Genomic DNA, 19,893 nt, shown 5'->3' with positions numbered 1-19,893 from the left:
GAATTCCTATATGATTTGTTGTTTTTCCCTTCTTAACCGAACTCGTATTATACACTTCTTTTATCCTCGAATAAATGCCGGCTTAGAACATCGACATCATACAACGGAAAGTCGACCCTTTACTGCATTATTTTAGCTAAAGGATCAAATAAATATCGAAGAACAGTAATGGGTCCGGGCATATTTTCAAGATTAATAAAGGACAGAATAATTGACAACATTAAGATTACGGAAACTGTAATTTTATCCGTTTTAGGTGCTTTCTTTAGCCGCTTCCAATCATATAAGACAATGGACCAAATACAAACTTGTATGATAAATATCGTCATCCAATCTAATTGCATTATTCTTCCACCTCATTTCTTGGAAGTGCAGCAGGGGGACCAATATAACCCGGTCCTTTTATTTTTGCCTTAACAAGAATTTTTATCTCAATTTCAGGGTATTTTTCATCCCAATTGTCTTTAACTTTATTCCATTCCTTTGGATATTTTTGATGAAACCGTCTCCCGAAATTTGCCGCATCTACATGGAACTCTTGTTGGAGCTGTTCAATCGTCTTGGATATTCGTTCCCTTAAACCTGTTTCGTACTCTTTTTCGATGGTTTTGATGACATCTTTGTTCATAAGATTTAAATGCGTTTCATTTTGAACAATGTCTCCGCTAATTCCAATATGGAGATTCATTATCCAGTTACCACCTGCAATTTCGGGACTGAATTTAACCTTACCGGATGTTGGTGTCATTGCAATTTCCCCGTCTTCCCCTTCAAGCTTAATTGAGATTGTACTCCTCTTTACCTCGTCTTTTAGCCAAAGTAAGCCGCGGGCCTCCTCTTCATTCAACGTTCCTGCCATTAGATCTTTTTTGAAAATGGCGGCCCCGTGAATAACTGGTATTGTTTCATGAGGTTTTTTTGCTTGTTCTACTGATTCAAGCTTTTTAATATAGGGCATTGAAACACTTTCACTAGTTCCCATTAAAGCCATATCGACATCTCTTAACGTTGTTTTGATACTGGATTCTTCCTCTGCCAATTTTCTAAGCGCCTCGCCAGAGTATCTTTCTAAAGGAGGAACCAACGTCAGCATCTCCATTGCATCTCCTTCACTTACAAATAGAAAAGAATTTACACGAGGACTAGGATGACGAACCAGAAAGTCTATTTCATTGCGAATCCCTTTCTTGGCAAGTTCCTCCCCAAAAATATAGATTTTACATTGCCCCCAGAAGAGTCTTCTCGGGACATGTTCTTGTAAATTGGAAATAGCAGTGGCAAGATTATCTCCTGTCCCTTCTCGAACAAATGTGGAGCCTGCACTAGGATCCTCGCCACCTTGACCCGTTGTGATTGTACGAGGGATAAATATTTGGACTGACACTCTAGTTTTTCCATCATCTAAGTAATCTATTGCAGTAGCAGTAATAATTCCTAAGTCCTGCAATTCCACTCTACTCCAACAACCAGAGAGGAGGGGAAGGATAAATAAAAAAATTAAAATAAGATAGTTTTTCTTCAACCGCTTTCACTTCTTTTTCTTCGTGCATAAGCAATCAGCAGTAAAATCAACGGCAGAATAGTCTGAACAAGTACAAAATAAAAAGGCATAATAGTGGACATATAGTCTACCAAAACTACTAAATTTGGAATGTCCCAATAACTAAAGAAAATTATAAATACGCTTAGAGGAAACACAATCAGCCGATAATCTGAAAGTCGAAATAACTGCGCAAGCCCTAAGCTGGATACATATAAAAATATGGCTATTTTAACAAAGCTCCCCAGAACCCAGGAAGCCATGATAATCACTTCAAAGTTCTCGAAAAATCCTAATACGTTAATGGCACGGACAATTGAGTATACTGGATAAAATTGATTGGCAGATGACACTCCTAAAAAAGTGAGAACAAAAAAGTTAACGTATAACAGCATTAGCATAACGTAGAAGGAAGCCCTCATCCCGGATTTCAAACTCTCTTTAGAGTTCTTTATGAAAGGGAAAATAAAGGCTAGAAGAAAAAACTCACTAAACCATGCTTGATGTATAAAGCCGCCCTTCATGACAGGAAGTAGTCCATTCTCTAAAATCGGAAGCATATAAGTGATATCAATATCCTTAATCAGAAAAAGAAGTGATATTGCTGTGCTTAGATAAAGTGCCGTGCAAATAACAGCAGCCCTGGCAATCACTTCAATTCCCCCACGCACGGCCAGTGCACTGACTAAAACAATTGTGACGGAAATTAAGAGGGTAGGTGTTTCTAGCAGTACATTATTAGTAATGAAGTCGGAATACTGTCTGACTATGATCCCCGTATTGTGGATATAAAAGGAAATTAGAAAAAAGCCGAATATCTTTCCTAACAGCTTCCCCAAAATCTCTTCACTATATTGAACAGGGGTCATCTTCGGAAATAGTTGATGGAGCTTCCAAGCAATGAACACCGTTAGAAAACCTAAAAAAGAACCTGCGATTGGTGTCATCCACATATCATGTAGGGCGAATTTGGCGGCTACGGATGGAATTGATAATATACCGGTCGCGATTATAGTCGGAACGATTAAAATTTCCATCTGAAGGCTTGAGATTCTTCCTTTTTCCAACAAAATACTTCACCACCATCTTATTGTAGTCTTTATCATTAAGGACCTGGTTTTAAATTCGTTCCTTGTCTCGTTTCATTAAAATCACCCGTTAAGTGGGGGCGCTTGTTCATTTTCCATAAAGGTGAACGTAGAATTGTATCTCTCAACGGATGTTTTTGCAGTGTGTTGACCGGGCTTAAATACGGAATGCCAAATGATCTTAATGTGGATAAATGTATAATGAGCATAATAAATGCAAGCATCACTCCAACTAATCCTAATACGCCTGCTAAAAGTATGATAGGGAACCTTAAGAGACGAATGGCAAGCCCAACCGAATAACGAGGGACCATGAAAGAGGCGATTCCGGTGATACTGACCACAATAATCATAGGGGCAGAAACAATCCCTGCTTGAACCGCTGCCTGTCCAATCACAAGTGCACCAACAATACTAACAGCAGAACCAACCTGTTTAGGAAGACGTATTCCAGCTTCACGTAATGCTTCAAAGGCGATCTCCATGATAATTACTTCTACAAGGGCAGGAAAAGGGACACTTTCTCTGGAAGATGCAATACTTAGCAGTAAATCCGTTGGAACCATTTCCTGATGAAACGTCGTAATAGCGACATAAACAGAAGGGAGGAACAAGGCGATTATTAAAAAAAGAAACCGGAGAGTTCGGATGAAAGTCCCAATCCAAAATCGTTCGTAATAATCTTCCTGAGACTGAAAAAGACTAAAGAAACTCACAGGTACTATTAATGCAAAAGGTGTGCCCTCAATCATTAAAACGGCTCGGCCTTCCAGTAAGTTAGCGCAAACTACATCTGGCCGTTCCGTATACAATACTTGCGGAAAAGGCGAATAGGTACTTTCTTCAATAAATTGTTCGATGTACCCGCTTTCCAGCACCCCATCAATATCAATGCGGTTAAGCCGATTTTCTATTTCCTCAAGTAAGGTTTTATCTGCTAACCCCTCAATATAAGCAATCGCGACCTTTGTCTTCGTATATTTGCCGACAGTGACGCTTCTCATTTTCAGTGCCGGGTCTTTAATGATGCGTCGTACTAAAGAAGTATTGGTACCAAGTGATTCGGTGAAACCTTCTCTTGACCCTCGAATGGCAGTTTCGGCTTGGGGTTCCTCAATCGAACGCTTTTCAAATTTTACTAGCCCCAAGGCTAAAGCTTCCTCTGACCCGTTCAAAAGCAGAAGGGGGTTTCCGCCTGCAATTGCCTCGACACAGGCTACATATGTGGAAACTTTATCTATATTTGCAATCGGCAATCGGTGTTTAATAGAAAGAAGCATGTTTGTTTCATCGAACTCTTTTTCATTCAATAATGTTTCAAGTACCTGATCTTCAAGCTTTTGGGTATCGCTTAATCCTTCTATATAAATAACGGCTACCTCGTTCTTTCCGGCAATAAAAGAACAAAAAACTACATCCGGACTATCCTTGTATAGAGCGGAGAAAAAATTTATGTTATCTTCAAGCTTCTTTGATAATGGGATGTCCTGGGATACGGAATCCTTTTCCTCTTTCTTTAAAGAACGCGATCTAATATAAATCACCTCAATTTCCGTCGAACATTACTTTAAATCTAACCTAGACAAAACAAAAATATACACACCGGCGATAAGGAAGAAGAATCAAAGATCAAATAAAAATACTGTGTTGTGTTGTAGTGATTTTATTAATTAAAAAGAAATGAGGAGTTAACTATTTATATCTGATGATTAAATAAGGATTGGTTAATGATTTTCAACCATCGGGCGCTGTTGGGGGACAACGCTCTTAGGAAACCCTCAATTAGAAAAAAAGTTGCTCCACAATATGGCCCGTTTGTTGAATAAAGCAAAGGTCAAATTTAAGTACTTATATCCTTGCGGTGAAAATTAATGATTTAACAGAACTGATTACTTTTGAATATTGAGTTACATTAAAAGTTCATCTGTTTGTAATAGCTTATATAGAGACCCCTACCTATATAGATACAAAACTTATAATACAGTTAATACAGAAAAACAAAATAAGAGTAATACAAACCACTTGTTTACTCTTTTGTCCGCAATTTGTCCGCAGAATTATTTTTTTGTACTTATTTTATTTAACTGAATTAATTTATCCTCTCTTAAAAACCTTATTAAATCAGGCTTATTTAACTTAATTGAATTTAATTTAACTCGGTTTATTTAGCCGGATAAATTCGACAAGGTGGGGGTCGCAAGTTCGAGACTTGTCGAGACCATCATTTTAAAAGCCTGTAAACGTTGGTATAACAACGGTTGCGGGCTTTTCCATTTTGAGAGTCTTTCATTCTTACACCTGGATTTTTGGATTTGTGATTGTATCCCACAGGCCTGTCACGAAATCTTCACCTGCATCAAAAACACCTGTTCCGTCTCCTTTAACAACTTCTATCCCCGTGTCTATTATTGTATCGTTATCCTCCACAGTTTCACGAGGTTAAGGCTATCAATTGATTTGATTGAAATTGGATATCAGTTAGCCCGTCTCGGTTGGTTGAGCTTGCAATTTAAGTTACTACTGGCTTAACAGTTGGATGTGCATATTTAGTAAAGTCTGGATAACCATCAGGATAGTTGCTCCCAGATATCATAAAACCATCTTATTCCCCTGCACCGGATAAATGGACAAAGAGCAAATTCCTCCATCAGCTATACCATTCAGCTTCATTCACTCAAAATAAAAACCTTTTCAAGCGAATCCGTCTTACCACCCGACGTGTCCCAAGCTTTTTTCTGCACGAAAAACATTACAGGAAATTCAGTTTTATTTATGACGTTAAATTATTTTAATACGACACTAGTGATAAATTTTATTAAATTAATTTCTTCATATCAAAGAAAAACCACTCAAAATGAATAGTGAGTGGTCTAAACTATGAATTAAAATGGTTCTGGAATTGTAATGGGCTCACCCCATTGTGTGAATGTATTACTAGTTGTTTCAGAAATGCCTGCAATATTACCAGTAGAAACGTAGTATGCACCTAAATATTCATCAGTAATCCATAGCTCAACATCTGAAAGTGTCATGCCTTCTAAGTTGACAGGGCCTTCTGGGACAAGTTGCCAAGCTGTTTTAACAAATGCCTTATTATCAGGTACTTCTCCAAACTCAATCACTTTCCATTGCGATACAGCTGCTAAATATTGCGTAATCATGTACGGATGAGAAAAAACTCTTGTCAATTTGATTGTATTTGTTGCAAGTATGACATCCATATCTTCAGATGTATCATCCTCTTCAATCCATTGCCCTTCCTGTTTCAACCAACCTGTATTTTCATGAATAATAATACTCATATCTTCATTTTCCACATGCATCGAATATTGTGGATCAAATTTAAAATCGACATTTGAGGATTCGGTAGAAGTTTGTGCAAATTGTGATCCGGTTTTTACTGCCAGCATTGTTTCCATCATACAATGGGCGAGCTCACCGCCGTTAATAAGAGCATCCTTCTCAAATTTAATCGTGTTGCACTGTTGTGGTGTTTCAAAATTTGTTGATGTTTCATCATTCGTAGGTTTTGTCGATTCGGTGTTTTCTGGAGATGTTTCAGTAGTGTTTGGCTCGCTATTTTCTTCAGGTGCTGTTGTGCCGTTTTCTGAGTTACAAGCTGATAATAAAAATAAAGTCAACATTAGAAAAAGAATGAGTTGAGGCTTGCATTGTACGAGAAGTTTTTCATACAAATTATTGCGAAAGAATTTCAATCCATTTAGCTCCTTTTTCAACTAGATTTTATTACGTCTTCATATTATAAATTATTTGAAATTAATAAAACATAAGGAAATAGTCAAATACATTGTGGAGAGAATCAATACTATAGTAGGAAGGACGGAGGTACTTGGATTTGTCCGCAGTTTTTTTCAAATTATTTAGTGTTACTTGGGATAGTGTTGTGAAAAAAGTCTGCTAATATAAGGAAATGCGAACCCTATAAAGAGCTCGCATTTTTTGTTTATTAAAGTGCTTCTACTTTTGCTAGAACTTTCGCTAACACTTTGGCCATTTGACCTTTTGTTACGTTTTCTTGTGGCTTTAATAAGCCATTATCGCCACTTACTGCACCAATTTCAATCAGAATTGATACATGTGGTTTCGCATAATCAGATACTTTTGAAGCATCCTTGAAATCACCTGTTAAATCATTAGACGCTTCAATACCTTTTGCTTCTAAAAGGTTACTTAATACCGCAAACATTTGTTGACGTGTGATTTTTCCGCCCGGATTGAATGCACCACTTTCACCATTCATCAAACCTAAATCAGCTAATGCACCTGCACTTCCCGCATACCAAGTACTTGAATTAACATCAGCAAAGCTTGTAGCTGTTTCATTTAAACCTAGTGCGCGGACTAATGTTCCTGCAAACTGAGCACGTGTCATGTTTGCAGTTGGATTAAATTTGCCGTTATCTCCTGTGAAGATACCGCGTTGTGCTAACATTTCAATGTCTGAACGGAATTGATTGTTGCTAATATCAGTTAAATCTATGTTCGCATCAACGAATACTAATTCACCAGCTTTATGCAATTGCACAACGATCTTACCGTCTTTAATTGTATAGGCTACAGCTTCTAAACCATTTGCAGTACGGATTTTTAATATCTTATTAGCATTTTCAGTAAGAACCGGAATTGTAATTGTAGCTGCTCTCGTATTATTTAATTCTGTACTGGTAATGACTAAATTCCCTGTTTCTTTATTAATTGTTATCGTTACTGAACCTTCAACTAATCCAACCGGTAAATCTAACTTGACTAATTTTAAAATGTCTTGTTCCACACTTGGCGTTTCAGTAGGTACTTCTAAAGGCGGTGTTGTTTCAGTGTTATCAGCCGGTGGTGTTACTGTATCTGTTGGTGCTGGAACAGATGGTGTTGGTTGTGTCGGCACTGTTGGTGTCGGATTAACTGGCGCTGGTTGCGTTGGCTCTACTTCCACGTCACCATTACCCGGTGTTGGATCAACTGGTGTCGGGGCTGGCATAACAGTTAATGTTGCCGCATTCGATGTTGCATTTCCAACTGCGTTTGTTACTACGACCGCATAAATGCCTGCATCACCCGCTTGCACATTGTTAATTGTCAAGCTCGCCCTTGTTGCCCCTACAATATCTGCTCCATCTTTTTTCCACTGATAGCTTAAAGATGTATCACTTGTTGCTGTAACAGTAAATGTTGCACTGCCTCCTGCTATTATCATTTGATTACTTGGCTGTGTTGTAATTTCCAGTGCGACTGGGACTGGCGTAACTGTTAATGTTGCCGTATTCGACGTTACATTTCCTACTGCGTTTGTTACGACTACCGTATAACTGCCTGCATCACTTATTTGCACATTGTTAATTGTCAAGCTTGCGCTTGCTCCCCCTGCGATATCCACTCCACCTTTTTTCCATTGATAGTTTAATGGTGCATCGCCAGTTGCTGTAACAGTAAATATTGCACCGCCTCCCACAGTTATTGTTTTATCACTTGGTTGCGTTGTAATTGTTGGTGCGACTGTCGCGGGCTTGATAGATAATGTTGCCGCATTCGATGTTACGTTTCCTATTTCGTTTGTCACTACTACCGTATAGTCACCAGCGTCACTTGTCTGTAAATTATTAATTGTTAAACTAGCACTTGTTGCTCCTACAATATTTATTCCACCTTTTTGCCATTGATAGCTTAATGTTGCATCGCCAGTTGCTGTAACCGTAAAGGTTGCACTGCCTCCTGCTGTTATCGTTTGATTACTTGGCTGCGTTATAATTGTTGGTGCTGTTCCTACGGTATAGACTTGTCCCACTGTATAACCTGTTGCAATCGCAAGTCCATCTCCATTAACTATCCCTGTTCCAGAAGGTTTTAAATCCAATCGAAGTGTTCCCACACCTGTTATGTCGTTAACCATTACTTGAAAGATTGTTCCGCCTCCAACCACTGATGCGATACGACCAGATGCATTCCCTGTTGTTGTTAATATGAAGTCATCGGAATCAACTCCCGTTACACTTTCACTGAATGTTACTAGATAAGTAATACTTGTTGCATTTGTTTTTTCATCAAGAGGTAAATTTCGATTAATATTGATTACCTTTGGTGGAGTACCACTAGCTGCTTGTACCCAATTCTTATTTGGAATCATGGTACCAAACGTTAAGAATAAAACTACTAGTAGCAAAGTTATTTTCTTTAATGCCTTATCGTTCATTTCTATTCCTCCTTTCCAATATTTCAATAAAAACTTACTAATCTTCTGTTCAATTCTCAAGTTGCAATTTTACATTTCCATTATAATACATCATCTAACATTAATAGCCAATATTATTACTGTATAATATTATTTTTGTTTAGTCCTATTCACGTTAATTTCAATCACTTCGATATCTAGGATTTCAAACAATAAGAATGAGCACTTACCCAATTCGGCATAATTTAAGCAACGAAACTAAATTAACTAGGATGTGAATGCCCTAGGACTAACGTAAAACAAATCAGCTTTTTTACATTTATAAATAGTTACTGATGTTAAAAAATCCCTGTTGGTTTGATATGACAACACAATTTTCTAAAACAGATAATACAGATAAATAAAAAAAGAGTAATACAAACCACTTGTTTACTCATCCGCAATTTGTCCGCAGAATTATTTTTTTGTGCTTATTTATTTAAATGAATTAATTTATCCTCTCTTAAAAACCTTATTAAATCAGGCTTATTTAACTTAATTGAATTTAATTTAACTCGTTTTATTTAGCCGGATAAATTCGACAAGGTGGGGGTCGCTGGTTCGAGACCAGTCGGGACCATCAGTTTAGTAAGCCAACAAACGTTGTTATAACAGCGTTTGTTGGCTTTTTCTTTTGGAACAGTTTCAGTCCAGAACCACGAATTTCAAGCCATGCTCACAAAATGCTCACGAGATTTTTTCCAGTGCTTTTTCAAAAACATCTGCTAAATCATTATCTTCATTTGGAACGAGATGAGCATATGTTTCTAACGTGATTCTAGCATTCGGATGACCTAAGCGTTTTGACACCTTCACAACATCAATACTATTAGAAATTAAAATGGATGCGTGTGTATGACGAAAATCATGGAAGCGAATTTGTGTTACGCCAGAAGTGGTAATCAGTCTTTTTAATGCTCGTAACACATTTCGTGGATCTTGTTTTGATCCAGTTTCCGTACATATCACAAGATCTTCCTCCTGATATTGTTCACCAAGTTGTTCTTTCCAAATTTCTTGTTGTTTGCGATGGTTAACTAAGGCTTTCACAACCATATCTGAAATTGGAATGATTCGATTCGATTTTCGCGTCTTAGTTGACGTTAAAATATAACCCTTTTTCGGAATATAAGCTAACGAACGTTGGACATGAATCGTTTTATTAATAAAATCAACATCGCTCCATTTTAATCCTAAAATCTCGCCTCTTCTCAATCCAGTATAAATGGCAAGTAAGAAAGTTAAATAATGTCTTTCTCCTTTACAGTGTTCAAGAAACGTATTGATTTCATCATAAGACCAAATTTTCATTTCTTCTTTTTTCACAGCAGGCGGATCAGCGTCGTTAACTGGATTGTATTTAATTCTCTTCCATTTAACCGCTTGATTGAATGCTTGATTTAAAATTTGATGCATCTTATGAATATAACTCGAACTATACTCTTCATTAATTTTAAAATTATAAAAAGCATCAATATCCTCTGTCGTAATTTTCGATAAAGGTTTATTTGCAAACGGGTTCTCTCTTATTAAATGTTTATTGATTAAAGATTGAGCATTAGATGCCGTTGTTTCTTTAATCCGTTTTTCAAAGTGAGATTTAAACCAACTTTCAATAAAAGAAGCGAAAATTTCCTTACTTGGTTCTACATAACCTTGTGCATCAATTTCCTGAAGCACTTTGTTAAGAGCTGCTTGTGCATCTTTTTTGCGTTTGAAACCACCTTTTGTTTTTTGTTTACGCTTACCAGTAAAAGGATCTCTTCCAATATCAACTACATACTGATCGGTATTTCCTCTCTTTTTCACACTGCCTTGCATTATTATTGCTAACCTCCATTTAATCTTGTGTATTAATAAAGGTAAGCAAGTGATCTACTTTCATTTTGACCACTTGCTTCCTGTTTTATAAGCCACACGCCTGTTGCTGTGAAAGCCAATCAAAAAATTTATCCTTTAAAACTCGTTTGCAACGACCAATTCGAATCAATGGAAATGAAGTCTGTTCCATCAATTCATAAGCAGTTGGTTTGGAAACCATTAAAATTTCGGCTATATGTTCAGCAGTCAAAATCACTGGATAATCTTCAAGACTTTTATGCATTGTTTACATGTCACTCCTTTCGAAAAAGAAAAAACCGCAGATGAACATAACCACCAACATAAATGAAGTGGTTATATTCCCTGCGGTTTTCGCTTAGTAATGGAATTTAATATTTAATTTGAAAAGATTATATCCTAATATTTTTCCTATTCTAAGTACTTTTTTTAATTATTTTTGATAGAGTAAGTTATTCTAAAAATACCTGTAGTCGTGACCACAAAATTGTTGCCGAATTCTAAAGTAAACATCTCACCTAACGGGTTCGGTTGATGAGGAGAAAAATATTAAAAATAATGTAAATGTAACTCTAATTTAGCATTATATTTAGACAGTAAATTCTCTATATAAATGGTGATTAAAAATGCTCAGATTATTTCTAAGCGTTTTTTTATGAAATATTTTACTCTAAATGGGGTTACTTCGAAAAATGCGGATTTACAACGATAAGGATATGCATGATTTTATGCAAGAAAACCCATGACGCAGCATTTCCAAAAACACGCTCAAACTGTTATTGGAACTAGGTTTGTAGAAAAATACATAAAACCGCGTATAAACAATATTACATACAAAAAGCCATAAACGTTGATTTAACAATATCTCTGGCTTTCTGATGTATTCCCAAACTTTGATTTGGGAACGTTTATTTCATTGAGTCTGAATAGTTATGCGTCTGATTTTTAATTGTTATTTTTTATTTATAAACTTCATAATGAAAAGAATAATAACTAAAATCATCAGAAATATTCCAAGATAAAGCAAACCTGTTCCTAAAGGATAGTTTAATGCAAGTTCTTTTTGAAGTTCTAATAGCTCTGGTTTACTTATAGAATCGAAATCTTGTAAAGGTATAAGAATCGTTTGTAATAGAAACCCAATCACTATTAAACAGAATGATAAAAAACCCATAATGAAAAGCGTTGTTTTATGGAATAAATACCGCATAATATCACCTCAACTTATACTATTTCCTACATAGACGTTATTTCTTAATAAAAGTTGTTGAATATATAAACGCACCCAAAGCATAGTTTGTGTACTTATTGTTCACAAACAGCCAAAATTTCCCTATTCAATTGAATAAGGGGGATTGGTTCCCTAAGTGTCATTTGGGAACGTTATTATTTATGCTTTATCAATCAAATAAAATAATTAAGTTTTGTTTTTTAATCTTTTTTCGATATATATCCAAGCATAATAAATGAACCAAGCAATCAGAGGAATTAACATTAGATAAGTAAGCTCATTTGCCGTAAAATAGTATATTAAAAGTAAGCCTATTATTAACACTGGTACGAAGATAATAAAATACTTCTTTTTATGCACCATGACACCAACCCCTTCACATTTCATAAAAATAATTTTAACATATATTACCAATAGAATAACCGAAAAATGGTTGTTTTTGACGAAAAACAAGACTTAATATATGAGGGTAATCTGAATAACTTTGAGGTTTGTGGTGAAGGTAAGTACTACATTGATGGAAAGATGTTAAATAAATTCAATATCCCGAGTAAATTATTAAATTTATTTAAATCGCACATATTTGATTTTGAAAATTTAGACCTGATATTACACGCTACTTTTATTAGCGAAAACGAAATAGATATTAATTGCGAAATAAAGATTACACTAAGAAAAGATGGAATTAAAGTTGTTTCAGGTTACATCATAGGAAATAAACCGTTATTAGTCTACGTTGATAGCGAACCGATTGAAATCAATATTCTTGGCAATCATAATGCAAAGGCTTAAACCATCTATTTCAGTTGATTTTAGGGTACGGGATTAATATGATTACAAAAAATATACTGTATTATAGATAGTAGACTAATCCTATTTCTAAAATAGACTGCTCTTGTGGACAGCTTTTACAATTTTTTTAATTGCGATTTTTTACTACGTGTGCAATATAGCTAACTATCCAGAATACTTCCGGATATTTGGCTATTCGTATTACATAATGCAAAAATGCATGAAAATTAACATCCATTTGAGTACACTAAACAAAACCCTTTTTTATAGCTCCTTTCGTATGTAGTCGGTTGTCCAGACCTAACTATATTGTACGATTGGAGTTTTTTTATTGTCCATAGCTAAAAGCTTTCCGGAATCCCCTGTACAGCAGAGGGGTTTCAAACCTACAAAAAAGAACCCTTGAAGGCATATAGCCATTCAAGGTTCTCCTGATACATGTTCTAAATATAATTATTTTTCTTCTTCATACGCTAAGGCAATCTCCACTACTTCTTCTGGTGATAAATCCTCTTCATTCCAAAAAATTAAGTCACTAGGGGCTGGATGAGGAACATTGTCTTCTAAAATTTCTATATATCCGCTTACTTCTTCATCAGACAGCTTAGGATTACATATTTTATTTACTAGTCCAACTAATTCATCTTTAGATAACTTTTTTCTCATTTTTTCCACCTTCTCCACTTCTATTTCTCCCCAAAATGATAAGCAGGGCCTAAAATATTTTGGTGCATTTCTTAAGTCTTTACCTATATCCTTAGTAACTATTGATTATCTCTTAAAAACATTCACATTATATTATGAATACCACTCATCGTCAGAAAATTTCTCGCCATCTTCAGTAGGCTTTATATTGTATATGTCTATGAACCTTTTTATTTCTGACCTTAACAACACTAAATCCTTACTCTCAATTACAAAGCCCCTATGGTTATTCCAACCCATATCAACTTCTAAATTTATATCCAACTCCCTACACCAATCAATAAAATCATACATAATCATGGTAAAACAAACGTTAAATTTATGAACTGAAACCCAAATACCTATTCTTCCATCTTCAAGATCTTGTTGTCGTAATTTTAAATCTCCATCTAAGAACCATTTAGTATGTTGTTTTTGCTTCTCCTCAAGCATTAATTCGTCTCCTCCTATTCTTTGTATAAACCTGTAAGCACATTCATTGTTAGCCTTGTTCTTAAGCTACCATAAATCACTTCTTCCCACGACCAATACTTCCCAAAAAATTGTAATGATTCACCAAATACTTTAGCTAACTCATTATCAACTGATGTCCCTATTTGTGATTAGGCCTTGATTTATATATAGAGTATAAGAGTACCGATTTATCCTTAACATTATAAATTTACGCTTGCTAACCAAAATGCTAAATCCCAAGATGTCATTAGATCTTTGCTTTACTTCATCATTATTATACCAGAATAATATTGACTACTTTTTTAAATTATATTAATATTATAACAATTTACTAGAGGAAAGGATTTAAACAAAGTAGTTAATCAAGCAAACAGAGCTTATTTCTATTCGTAAGTAACCTATCCATTCATGGGTTTGTTATTTTCGGAAAATTCATAATATAATTAATGTTATATTTTAGGAGGTATTTGAAAATGAAACAAACGACAAAACAATACATTATTGATAGGATGTATAAAGGGTCTCAAGGGCTTGCAAACGCAGTTCTTGTCACATTAGGTATTGGCCTTCTGATTGAAACGTTCGGAACTTTTACTGGTTGGGAAGGCTTTACAACTATCGGTAAGGCAGCACAACTTATGCTTGCGCCTGCAATTGGTGCTGGTATCGCTTATCAACTTGGTGGAAATACATTAGTTATTTTCAGTGCGATGGCATCTAGTACGATCGGTGCAAATGCCCTTCATATGAATGCAGATGGAGCCTGGATTCTTACTACAGGGCAACCGATAAGTGCCGTGTTAGCTACCATTATTGCTGTTTGGGTTGGAAAGCGCATTGCTGGTAAAACGAAGTTAGATATGTTGGCTATTCCATTTTCAGCTATATTAATCGGAGGTGTCTCGGGTGTAGTATTAGCAGCAGTTACTACCCCACTTTTGGAGCAGTTAAGTAGATTTATCGCAAACTCTGTTTCAGGATCTCCTGTGATAGGTTCCATAATTATCGCACTAGTCTGGAGTATTTTCCTGATGTCTCCAGCCTCTTCTGCAGCAATTGCTATTGCCTTACAACTTGACCCAGTTTCGAGTGCCGCTGCACTGATTGGATGTACAGCTCAGTTTGCCGGATTTACGGCGATGTCTTATAAACAAAACGAATTAGGTGCCAATATTGCCCAATCATTTTTAACACCAAAAGTACAATTGCCAAATCTCGTTAAAAACCCACTTCTTGTTATAGGACCATTTCTATCCTCCATCATTTGTGCGCCAATCGCGATATTAATGTTTAACTTTGAAGTTCCTTATACATTAGCTGGACTTGGTCTAAACTCATTTATTGCACCTTTAAATATTCTTGCTAACCAAGGTGTGATGGTTTTAATAATGTATATTGTATTAGGCGTCATTTTACCAGCGATCATTTCTGTTACTGTTTATCATTTCCTAAAAGCTAAAGGACTAGCTAAGACGGGTGATTTACGTTTGGAAATCCAATAAAGATTAAAGCTTTATACTCCATTACTTCTGTAAAACTAATACAGAAGTAATGGATTTTTTTATGAATTACTTTAATGAAAATAATTTTAAGAACTAGCAGTTGGGAGCTGTTTTTCTTTTGGTCTTGTAAGCTGTTTCAAATCATCTTACAATTATATTGGTAGTAAATTACCAAAGTAAGGAGTGGTTGAAATTACTGAAGAAGTAAAATATGCAGTGATTAATGAATTTATTATAGATCTAGCGAGTGAAAATGAGGACGTAGAGCTAGCTGTTGCACGTGGGTTAATGGAGTATATTAAATGAAGAAAACACTAATCATTCTAGGAATTATTATAGGTGTTCTAGTCCTTGCAGTTGGAATTTATTATTTAGATGCTTATTTAAAACAGCCAACGGAACAAGAAATTGAAGAGGCTCGGGAACAAATTGAAAAAGGATTTCAAACTCCTGAGAAAGATATGCCAGAGGACCAAAAGCTTGATTTAATCGAATTTTTCCCAGATGGAATGTTAGAATTTCAATTGCAAGAAGTAATACATGCTATGTCTCACCAAAAAGTAAAAGCAGACCAGAAATGGGGCGTTCATATGATTACGAAAGAACGCATTGAACGTTTGCTTGAAATAGCGGAAATGAACAAAGAAAAGTATGAATGGGGTCAGATTTATATAGATATATTAAGCAGATGGGTAGAAGGTGATTTTTCTAAAGCAGTTGAGGACCATAACGCAATTTGGGAGCTTCAAGACGGAAACGTTGGGATAGCTTATGATCTGCTTTCTCCTGTTGAAGAAAAAGCTTACCTTGATTATTATTTTAAAGAACAATGATAAAGCTGCTTAGAATGTGAACTAACTGATTCAATAAAAAGGGGGATATTCATTGCATCCAACTGAACTAATTGAATTGATTATAGTTGGTGGGATTTTACTTGTTATTCTATTAGTTTCTATTATTTTGAAAGGAAGATGGAGAAAAGCTAGTCAGGGATTGGCTATTTTATTTTTAGTTTCTTTTGGTATTTTTTATTTTGTACGTCCCTATTGGATTGATATGCAAATCGAAAAAAAAGTAGGTTATCTACAGATATATTTGGAAGAACAGTACCCTGGAGAAACTTGGGGTTTTAGGACGGTGCCCCATCGGGAGGACGGTTATAAACACCTGAATCCATATTATATAGGCGTAATATTTGATAATGAACGACTAGTGGAATATAAATATTTCGTCAGTAATAAAAATGACATTACCCAACGAGGCTGGAGTACATCTGATTTACATGACCTAAAACATTTAGAAGAATAATTATTGTTTATTATGAGGGCAATCATCTCTTATTAATTTGGTTATTATTTATGATCTTCAACTAACGAATGCTTTAGTGAAACAAGCATTTCAAGATCATTCTCCTCTACCACTTTGGGAGTATTAATGTTTTACCTAATAATTACGTTATCCGAATTTATGTACATTAGACCTAACCACTTTTGATGATTAAGGGGGAGCTATGGAGGAGAAAAAAAACGGTGGTTCTATATTAAGCTCAATTGGTTGGATCTCAGTGGCGTTATTATTTATTACTTTAATGCCACCATTATTTATGTTTTTCCCTATTTGTATAGGGATAGTATTACGACGTGATTATCAAGAGCAGAAACAAGAAGGATTAGCAATGATTATTTTAGGGGTTATTGGCGCACTTGTAGGTTTCCTTTTAGCAATGTACGTTAATTTAAAAGTACTTTAACAGGGGGCTCCCTATTTTTAGGGGTTACGCTTTATCATGAACATATTCCGTTGATAGTCTTATAACTATCTCTCCATTATAAATACAGTCATGTTTCCACCAATAAGTGTAACTACATCGCCACTACAAATCGCAGTTAAGTTAAAAGACTTAAGCTTGGTTGAATACCAAACTTAAGTCTTTTAGTTTTAACTAATTGGATTTAATCATTAATACGGGTCTGCCTCATGGCTTTTCTTCACTGCATCTTTTGTTGCTTCATTCGCAGCAGTCGTACCTTGTCCATATTTAGAAAACCCTGACTCTCGGCCTGGTAATTTACCTTCCTGAGCCACCTTTTCGATTTCTTTCATTTTCTTTTGAGTCTCTTCCTTCACACGGCGGCCATAATCTTCATCCGCCTGTGTAAAGTGATCAAACATCGCTTCTTGAATGCGCTTATCACAGATTGCCAGAGCATCCGATAAGTTATTAATAAGCTCATCACGTTCCCAGTCTTCAAAACTGCGGTATGTTTCACCTGCTTGACCATAGTTATTCGGGCGATCAATAGGCTCACTCATTAATGCCGCATTATAAGATGGCTGATGTGGTGGGTGTGCTTTATCCCCTGCATCACGGTAGCCACCAATCATTGACGGCTCATAATTAATATGTGGGTTTTCACCGGATTCTTTAGGATCACGAGTATCCATTTGACCACGCTGCTGATTTGTACGAACCGGTGCCTTTGGTGCGTTGACTTGCAATTTTAAATAGTTTGAGCCTACACGGTAACGCTGTGTATCTGAGTAAGAGAATGTACGTCCTTGCAGCATTTTATCGTCCGAAAAGTCCATACCGTCTACTAGAACACCAGTTCCGAATGCAGCCTGCTCGATTTCTCCATGGAAATCTTCAGGATTGCGGTTAAGCACCATACGACCTACAGGCAACCAAGGGAACTTATCTTCTGGCCATAGTTTCGTGTCATCAAGTGGATCAAAATCAAGTTCCGGATGATAATCGTCCTCCATAATTTGGACGAACAGTTCCCACTCTGGATACTCTCCACGTTCAATTGATTCATATAAGTCCTGTGTAGCATGTCCAACATTTGTAGCCTGAATAGAGTTTGCTTCTTCTTGTGTCAAATTGCGGATACCTTGTTTTGGTTCCCAGTGATACTTCACAAGTACAGCTTCACCTTTTTCATTAACCCATTTATATGTGTTGACACCTGAACCTTGCATATGACGATAAGTCGCTGGAATACCCCAAGGAGAAAATAGGAACGTAATCATATGCGTCGCTTCCGGTGTACGTGAAACAAAGTCAAACATACGCTGTGGATTCGGTACGTTGGAAACTGGATCTGCTTTAAAAGCATGAATCATATCAGGGAACTTCATCGCATCACGAATAAAGAAAATCTTTAAATTATTACCTACAAGATCCCAGTTGCCATCTTCCGTATACATTTTCACCGCAAAGCCGCGTGGATCGCGTGCAGTCTCAGGTGAATCCTTTGCACCTGCTACTGTAGAAAAACGCACCATAAGTGGCGTTTGTTTACCGGCACCAGAAAAGACTTTTGCGCGGGTATATTTTTCTACCGGCTCATCTCCAACCTTGCCGTAAGTTTCAAAATAACCGAAAGCACCTGAACCACGTGCATGTACTACACGTTCAGGAACCTCTTCACGGTCGAAATGTGAAATTTTTTCAATGAAATGGTAATTTTCTAAAGTCGCTGGTCCACGGTTACCCACTGTGCGGATATTCTGGTTGTCCCTTACAGGGTGTCCTTGACGAGTAGTTAGAATTTCACGTTCCCCATCTTCTTTTTTTGCAACATGTTTGTCTTTGTTCTCTGCCACAATAAAACCTCCTCTAAAATACATTACTTATAAAAATATTAAACCTATCTTTATGCTTTATACCCGAATTTATCTGTTTATATTCAATCTCCCTCTTGTTTTTAATTTATCTCGGTTTATTTAGCTTGATAAACCCGACAAGGTGGGTTCGCATAAAAATCTAACTGATGTATCAATTCTCGTTAAAAGGTTCAATATTTCGTCTTTAACGCAAGGGAATATGGTAAAATGATATGTAGGAGGTGTATATGTATGCTTTTTTGGAGTCCCTTTTTGTTGGGTATATTAGCAGGTGTTATATTTATAATACTTTCCATTTATCTAAGAAAGAAAAGCTTCCCTAAATTAGTTACAGTTATCCCTACATTAGTTTTATTAGCTGGCGGAATTATTATGATTTCTGTGGGGTATATTTATTTCTATGGCTTTGAAGGGTTTGCTTATTTCCAATTCGGTGTAGCCAATCTACTTTGCCTGTTACTTCTATTTCCAATTATTACAAATAAAACTTCTTACTGAATATGAATTGAGAGTTATAGAGGCATTTAGATTCCCCAATAACTCTTTTTTAATAGCAAAAATCTCACACCTTTTATTTCTAATTTTTGATCACCGTTATCTCTTTAGCTTCAAATGTTGGTCTTTCAGTATCGGCCCTTAGTGATATTGGCTCTTCAAAATATACTGAAACGATATTATTTATATTTAATTCATCAAGTGTTAATACATCACCAGCTTGAGTCTTAATAATCGTTTCCTCGGTTATTTTAATAGCACAAGAATAACCTATGTCATCTTTACTATTAACTAAATCCGAACAGCCAACATTGATACTATCTTCTTCAATTGAAGAGATTTCTCCGTAAATAGAATGCGTTTCATCTGAACAAGCAGTTTAAAAAATGAAACTA

General features: G+C 35.9%; 17 protein-coding genes. 6 read left to right on the top strand and 11 right to left on the bottom strand.

The window, feature by feature from the left end; all coding sequences use genetic code 11:
• Positions 1-119 precede the first annotated feature (119 nt).
• From H9635_RS17410 to H9635_RS17375, 8 genes are all read right to left on the bottom strand, one after another.
• Positions 120-344 (bottom strand): hypothetical protein, encoded by a 225-nt coding sequence (locus tag H9635_RS17410; protein ID WP_191701574.1) that lies wholly within the window; start codon positions 342-344, stop codon positions 120-122.
• Positions 344-1,522: a Ger(x)C family spore germination protein gene (locus H9635_RS17405; RefSeq protein WP_191701573.1), complete on the bottom strand. Its 1,179-nt coding sequence runs from the start codon at positions 1,520-1,522 to the stop codon at positions 344-346. Before H9635_RS17405 ends, H9635_RS17410 begins: the two co-directional genes overlap by 1 nt.
• Positions 1,519-2,607, bottom strand: a complete 1,089-nt coding sequence (locus tag H9635_RS17400; protein ID WP_191701572.1) for a GerAB/ArcD/ProY family transporter — start codon at positions 2,605-2,607, stop codon at positions 1,519-1,521. The genes H9635_RS17405 and H9635_RS17400 overlap by 4 nt, the downstream gene beginning before the upstream one ends.
• A 38-nt stretch (positions 2,608-2,645) precedes the next feature.
• On the bottom strand, positions 2,646-4,172 hold the full coding sequence (locus H9635_RS17395) for a spore germination protein (RefSeq protein WP_318245229.1): 1,527 nt from the start codon (positions 4,170-4,172) through the stop codon (positions 2,646-2,648).
• Positions 4,173-5,510: 1,338 nt separating this feature from the next.
• Entirely contained in the window at positions 5,511-6,344 is an 834-nt protein-coding gene (locus tag H9635_RS17390) for a hypothetical protein (RefSeq protein ID WP_191701571.1), read from the bottom strand.
• 251 nt (positions 6,345-6,595) lie between these two features.
• Entirely contained in the window at positions 6,596-8,833 is a 2,238-nt protein-coding gene (locus tag H9635_RS17385; RefSeq protein ID WP_191701570.1) for an immunoglobulin domain-containing protein, read from the bottom strand.
• Positions 8,834-9,538: 705 nt separating this feature from the next.
• Positions 9,539-10,672, bottom strand: coding sequence for a site-specific integrase (locus tag H9635_RS17380; protein WP_191701569.1), 1,134 nt, complete (start codon positions 10,670-10,672; stop codon positions 9,539-9,541).
• Positions 10,673-10,757: 85 nt separating this feature from the next.
• Positions 10,758-10,955 (bottom strand): helix-turn-helix domain-containing protein, encoded by a 198-nt coding sequence (locus tag H9635_RS17375; RefSeq protein WP_191701568.1) that lies wholly within the window; start codon positions 10,953-10,955, stop codon positions 10,758-10,760.
• Positions 10,956-12,350: 1,395 nt separating this feature from the next.
• Here H9635_RS17375 and H9635_RS17370 point away from each other — a divergent pair.
• Entirely contained in the window at positions 12,351-12,713 is a 363-nt protein-coding gene (locus tag H9635_RS17370; protein ID WP_191701567.1) for a hypothetical protein, read from the top strand.
• A gap of 453 nt (positions 12,714-13,166) precedes the next feature.
• Here H9635_RS17370 and H9635_RS17365 read toward each other — a convergent pair whose 3' ends face one another.
• Together H9635_RS17365 and H9635_RS17360 are read right to left on the bottom strand one after the other, a co-directional pair.
• On the bottom strand, positions 13,167-13,379 hold the full coding sequence (locus tag H9635_RS17365) for a bacteriocin immunity protein (RefSeq protein ID WP_191701602.1): 213 nt from the start codon (positions 13,377-13,379) through the stop codon (positions 13,167-13,169).
• 132 nt (positions 13,380-13,511) lie between these two features.
• On the bottom strand, positions 13,512-13,850 hold the full coding sequence (locus H9635_RS17360; protein ID WP_191701566.1) for a hypothetical protein: 339 nt from the start codon (positions 13,848-13,850) through the stop codon (positions 13,512-13,514).
• A 494-nt stretch (positions 13,851-14,344) separates the two neighbouring features.
• Here H9635_RS17360 and H9635_RS17355 point away from each other — a divergent pair, with 494 nt between their 5' ends.
• The 4 genes from H9635_RS17355 (at position 14,345) to H9635_RS17340 (ending at position 17,123) form a co-directional block, all read left to right on the top strand.
• The gene (locus tag H9635_RS17355) at positions 14,345-15,373 is read left to right on the top strand and encodes a PTS transporter subunit IIC (protein WP_191701565.1); all 1,029 of its coding nucleotides are present in this window, start codon (positions 14,345-14,347) and stop codon (positions 15,371-15,373) included.
• Between the two features lie 302 nt (positions 15,374-15,675).
• The gene (locus H9635_RS17350; protein WP_191701564.1) at positions 15,676-16,206 is read left to right on the top strand and encodes a DUF6241 domain-containing protein; all 531 of its coding nucleotides are present in this window, start codon (positions 15,676-15,678) and stop codon (positions 16,204-16,206) included.
• A 52-nt stretch (positions 16,207-16,258) separates the two neighbouring features.
• Positions 16,259-16,681, top strand: coding sequence for a hypothetical protein (locus H9635_RS17345; RefSeq protein ID WP_191701563.1), 423 nt, complete (start codon positions 16,259-16,261; stop codon positions 16,679-16,681).
• Positions 16,682-16,883: 202 nt separating this feature from the next.
• Positions 16,884-17,123 carry a hypothetical protein gene (locus H9635_RS17340; protein ID WP_191701562.1) on the top strand — a complete coding sequence of 80 codons (240 nt, stop codon included), beginning with the start codon at positions 16,884-16,886 and terminating at the stop codon, positions 17,121-17,123.
• A 209-nt stretch (positions 17,124-17,332) separates the two neighbouring features.
• On the opposite strand, the gene H9635_RS17335 is transcribed toward H9635_RS17340, so the two are convergent.
• A complete protein-coding gene (locus tag H9635_RS17335; protein WP_191701561.1) occupies positions 17,333-18,982 on the bottom strand; it encodes a catalase in 1,650 nt (549 codons plus the stop codon).
• 252 nt (positions 18,983-19,234) lie between these two features.
• On the opposite strand from H9635_RS17335, the gene H9635_RS17330 reads away from it, so the two are divergent.
• The gene (locus H9635_RS17330) at positions 19,235-19,501 is read left to right on the top strand and encodes a hypothetical protein (RefSeq protein WP_191701560.1); all 267 of its coding nucleotides are present in this window, start codon (positions 19,235-19,237) and stop codon (positions 19,499-19,501) included.
• The last annotated feature ends 392 nt before the right edge of the window (positions 19,502-19,893 follow it).

Source organism: Solibacillus faecavium, from assembly GCF_014836905.1.
In the GTDB taxonomy this organism is placed as follows: domain Bacteria; phylum Bacillota; class Bacilli; order Bacillales_A; family Planococcaceae; genus Solibacillus; species Solibacillus faecavium.
Note: the sequence above shows the minus strand (reverse complement) of the source record. Positions and strands in the feature narration are given on the sequence as shown.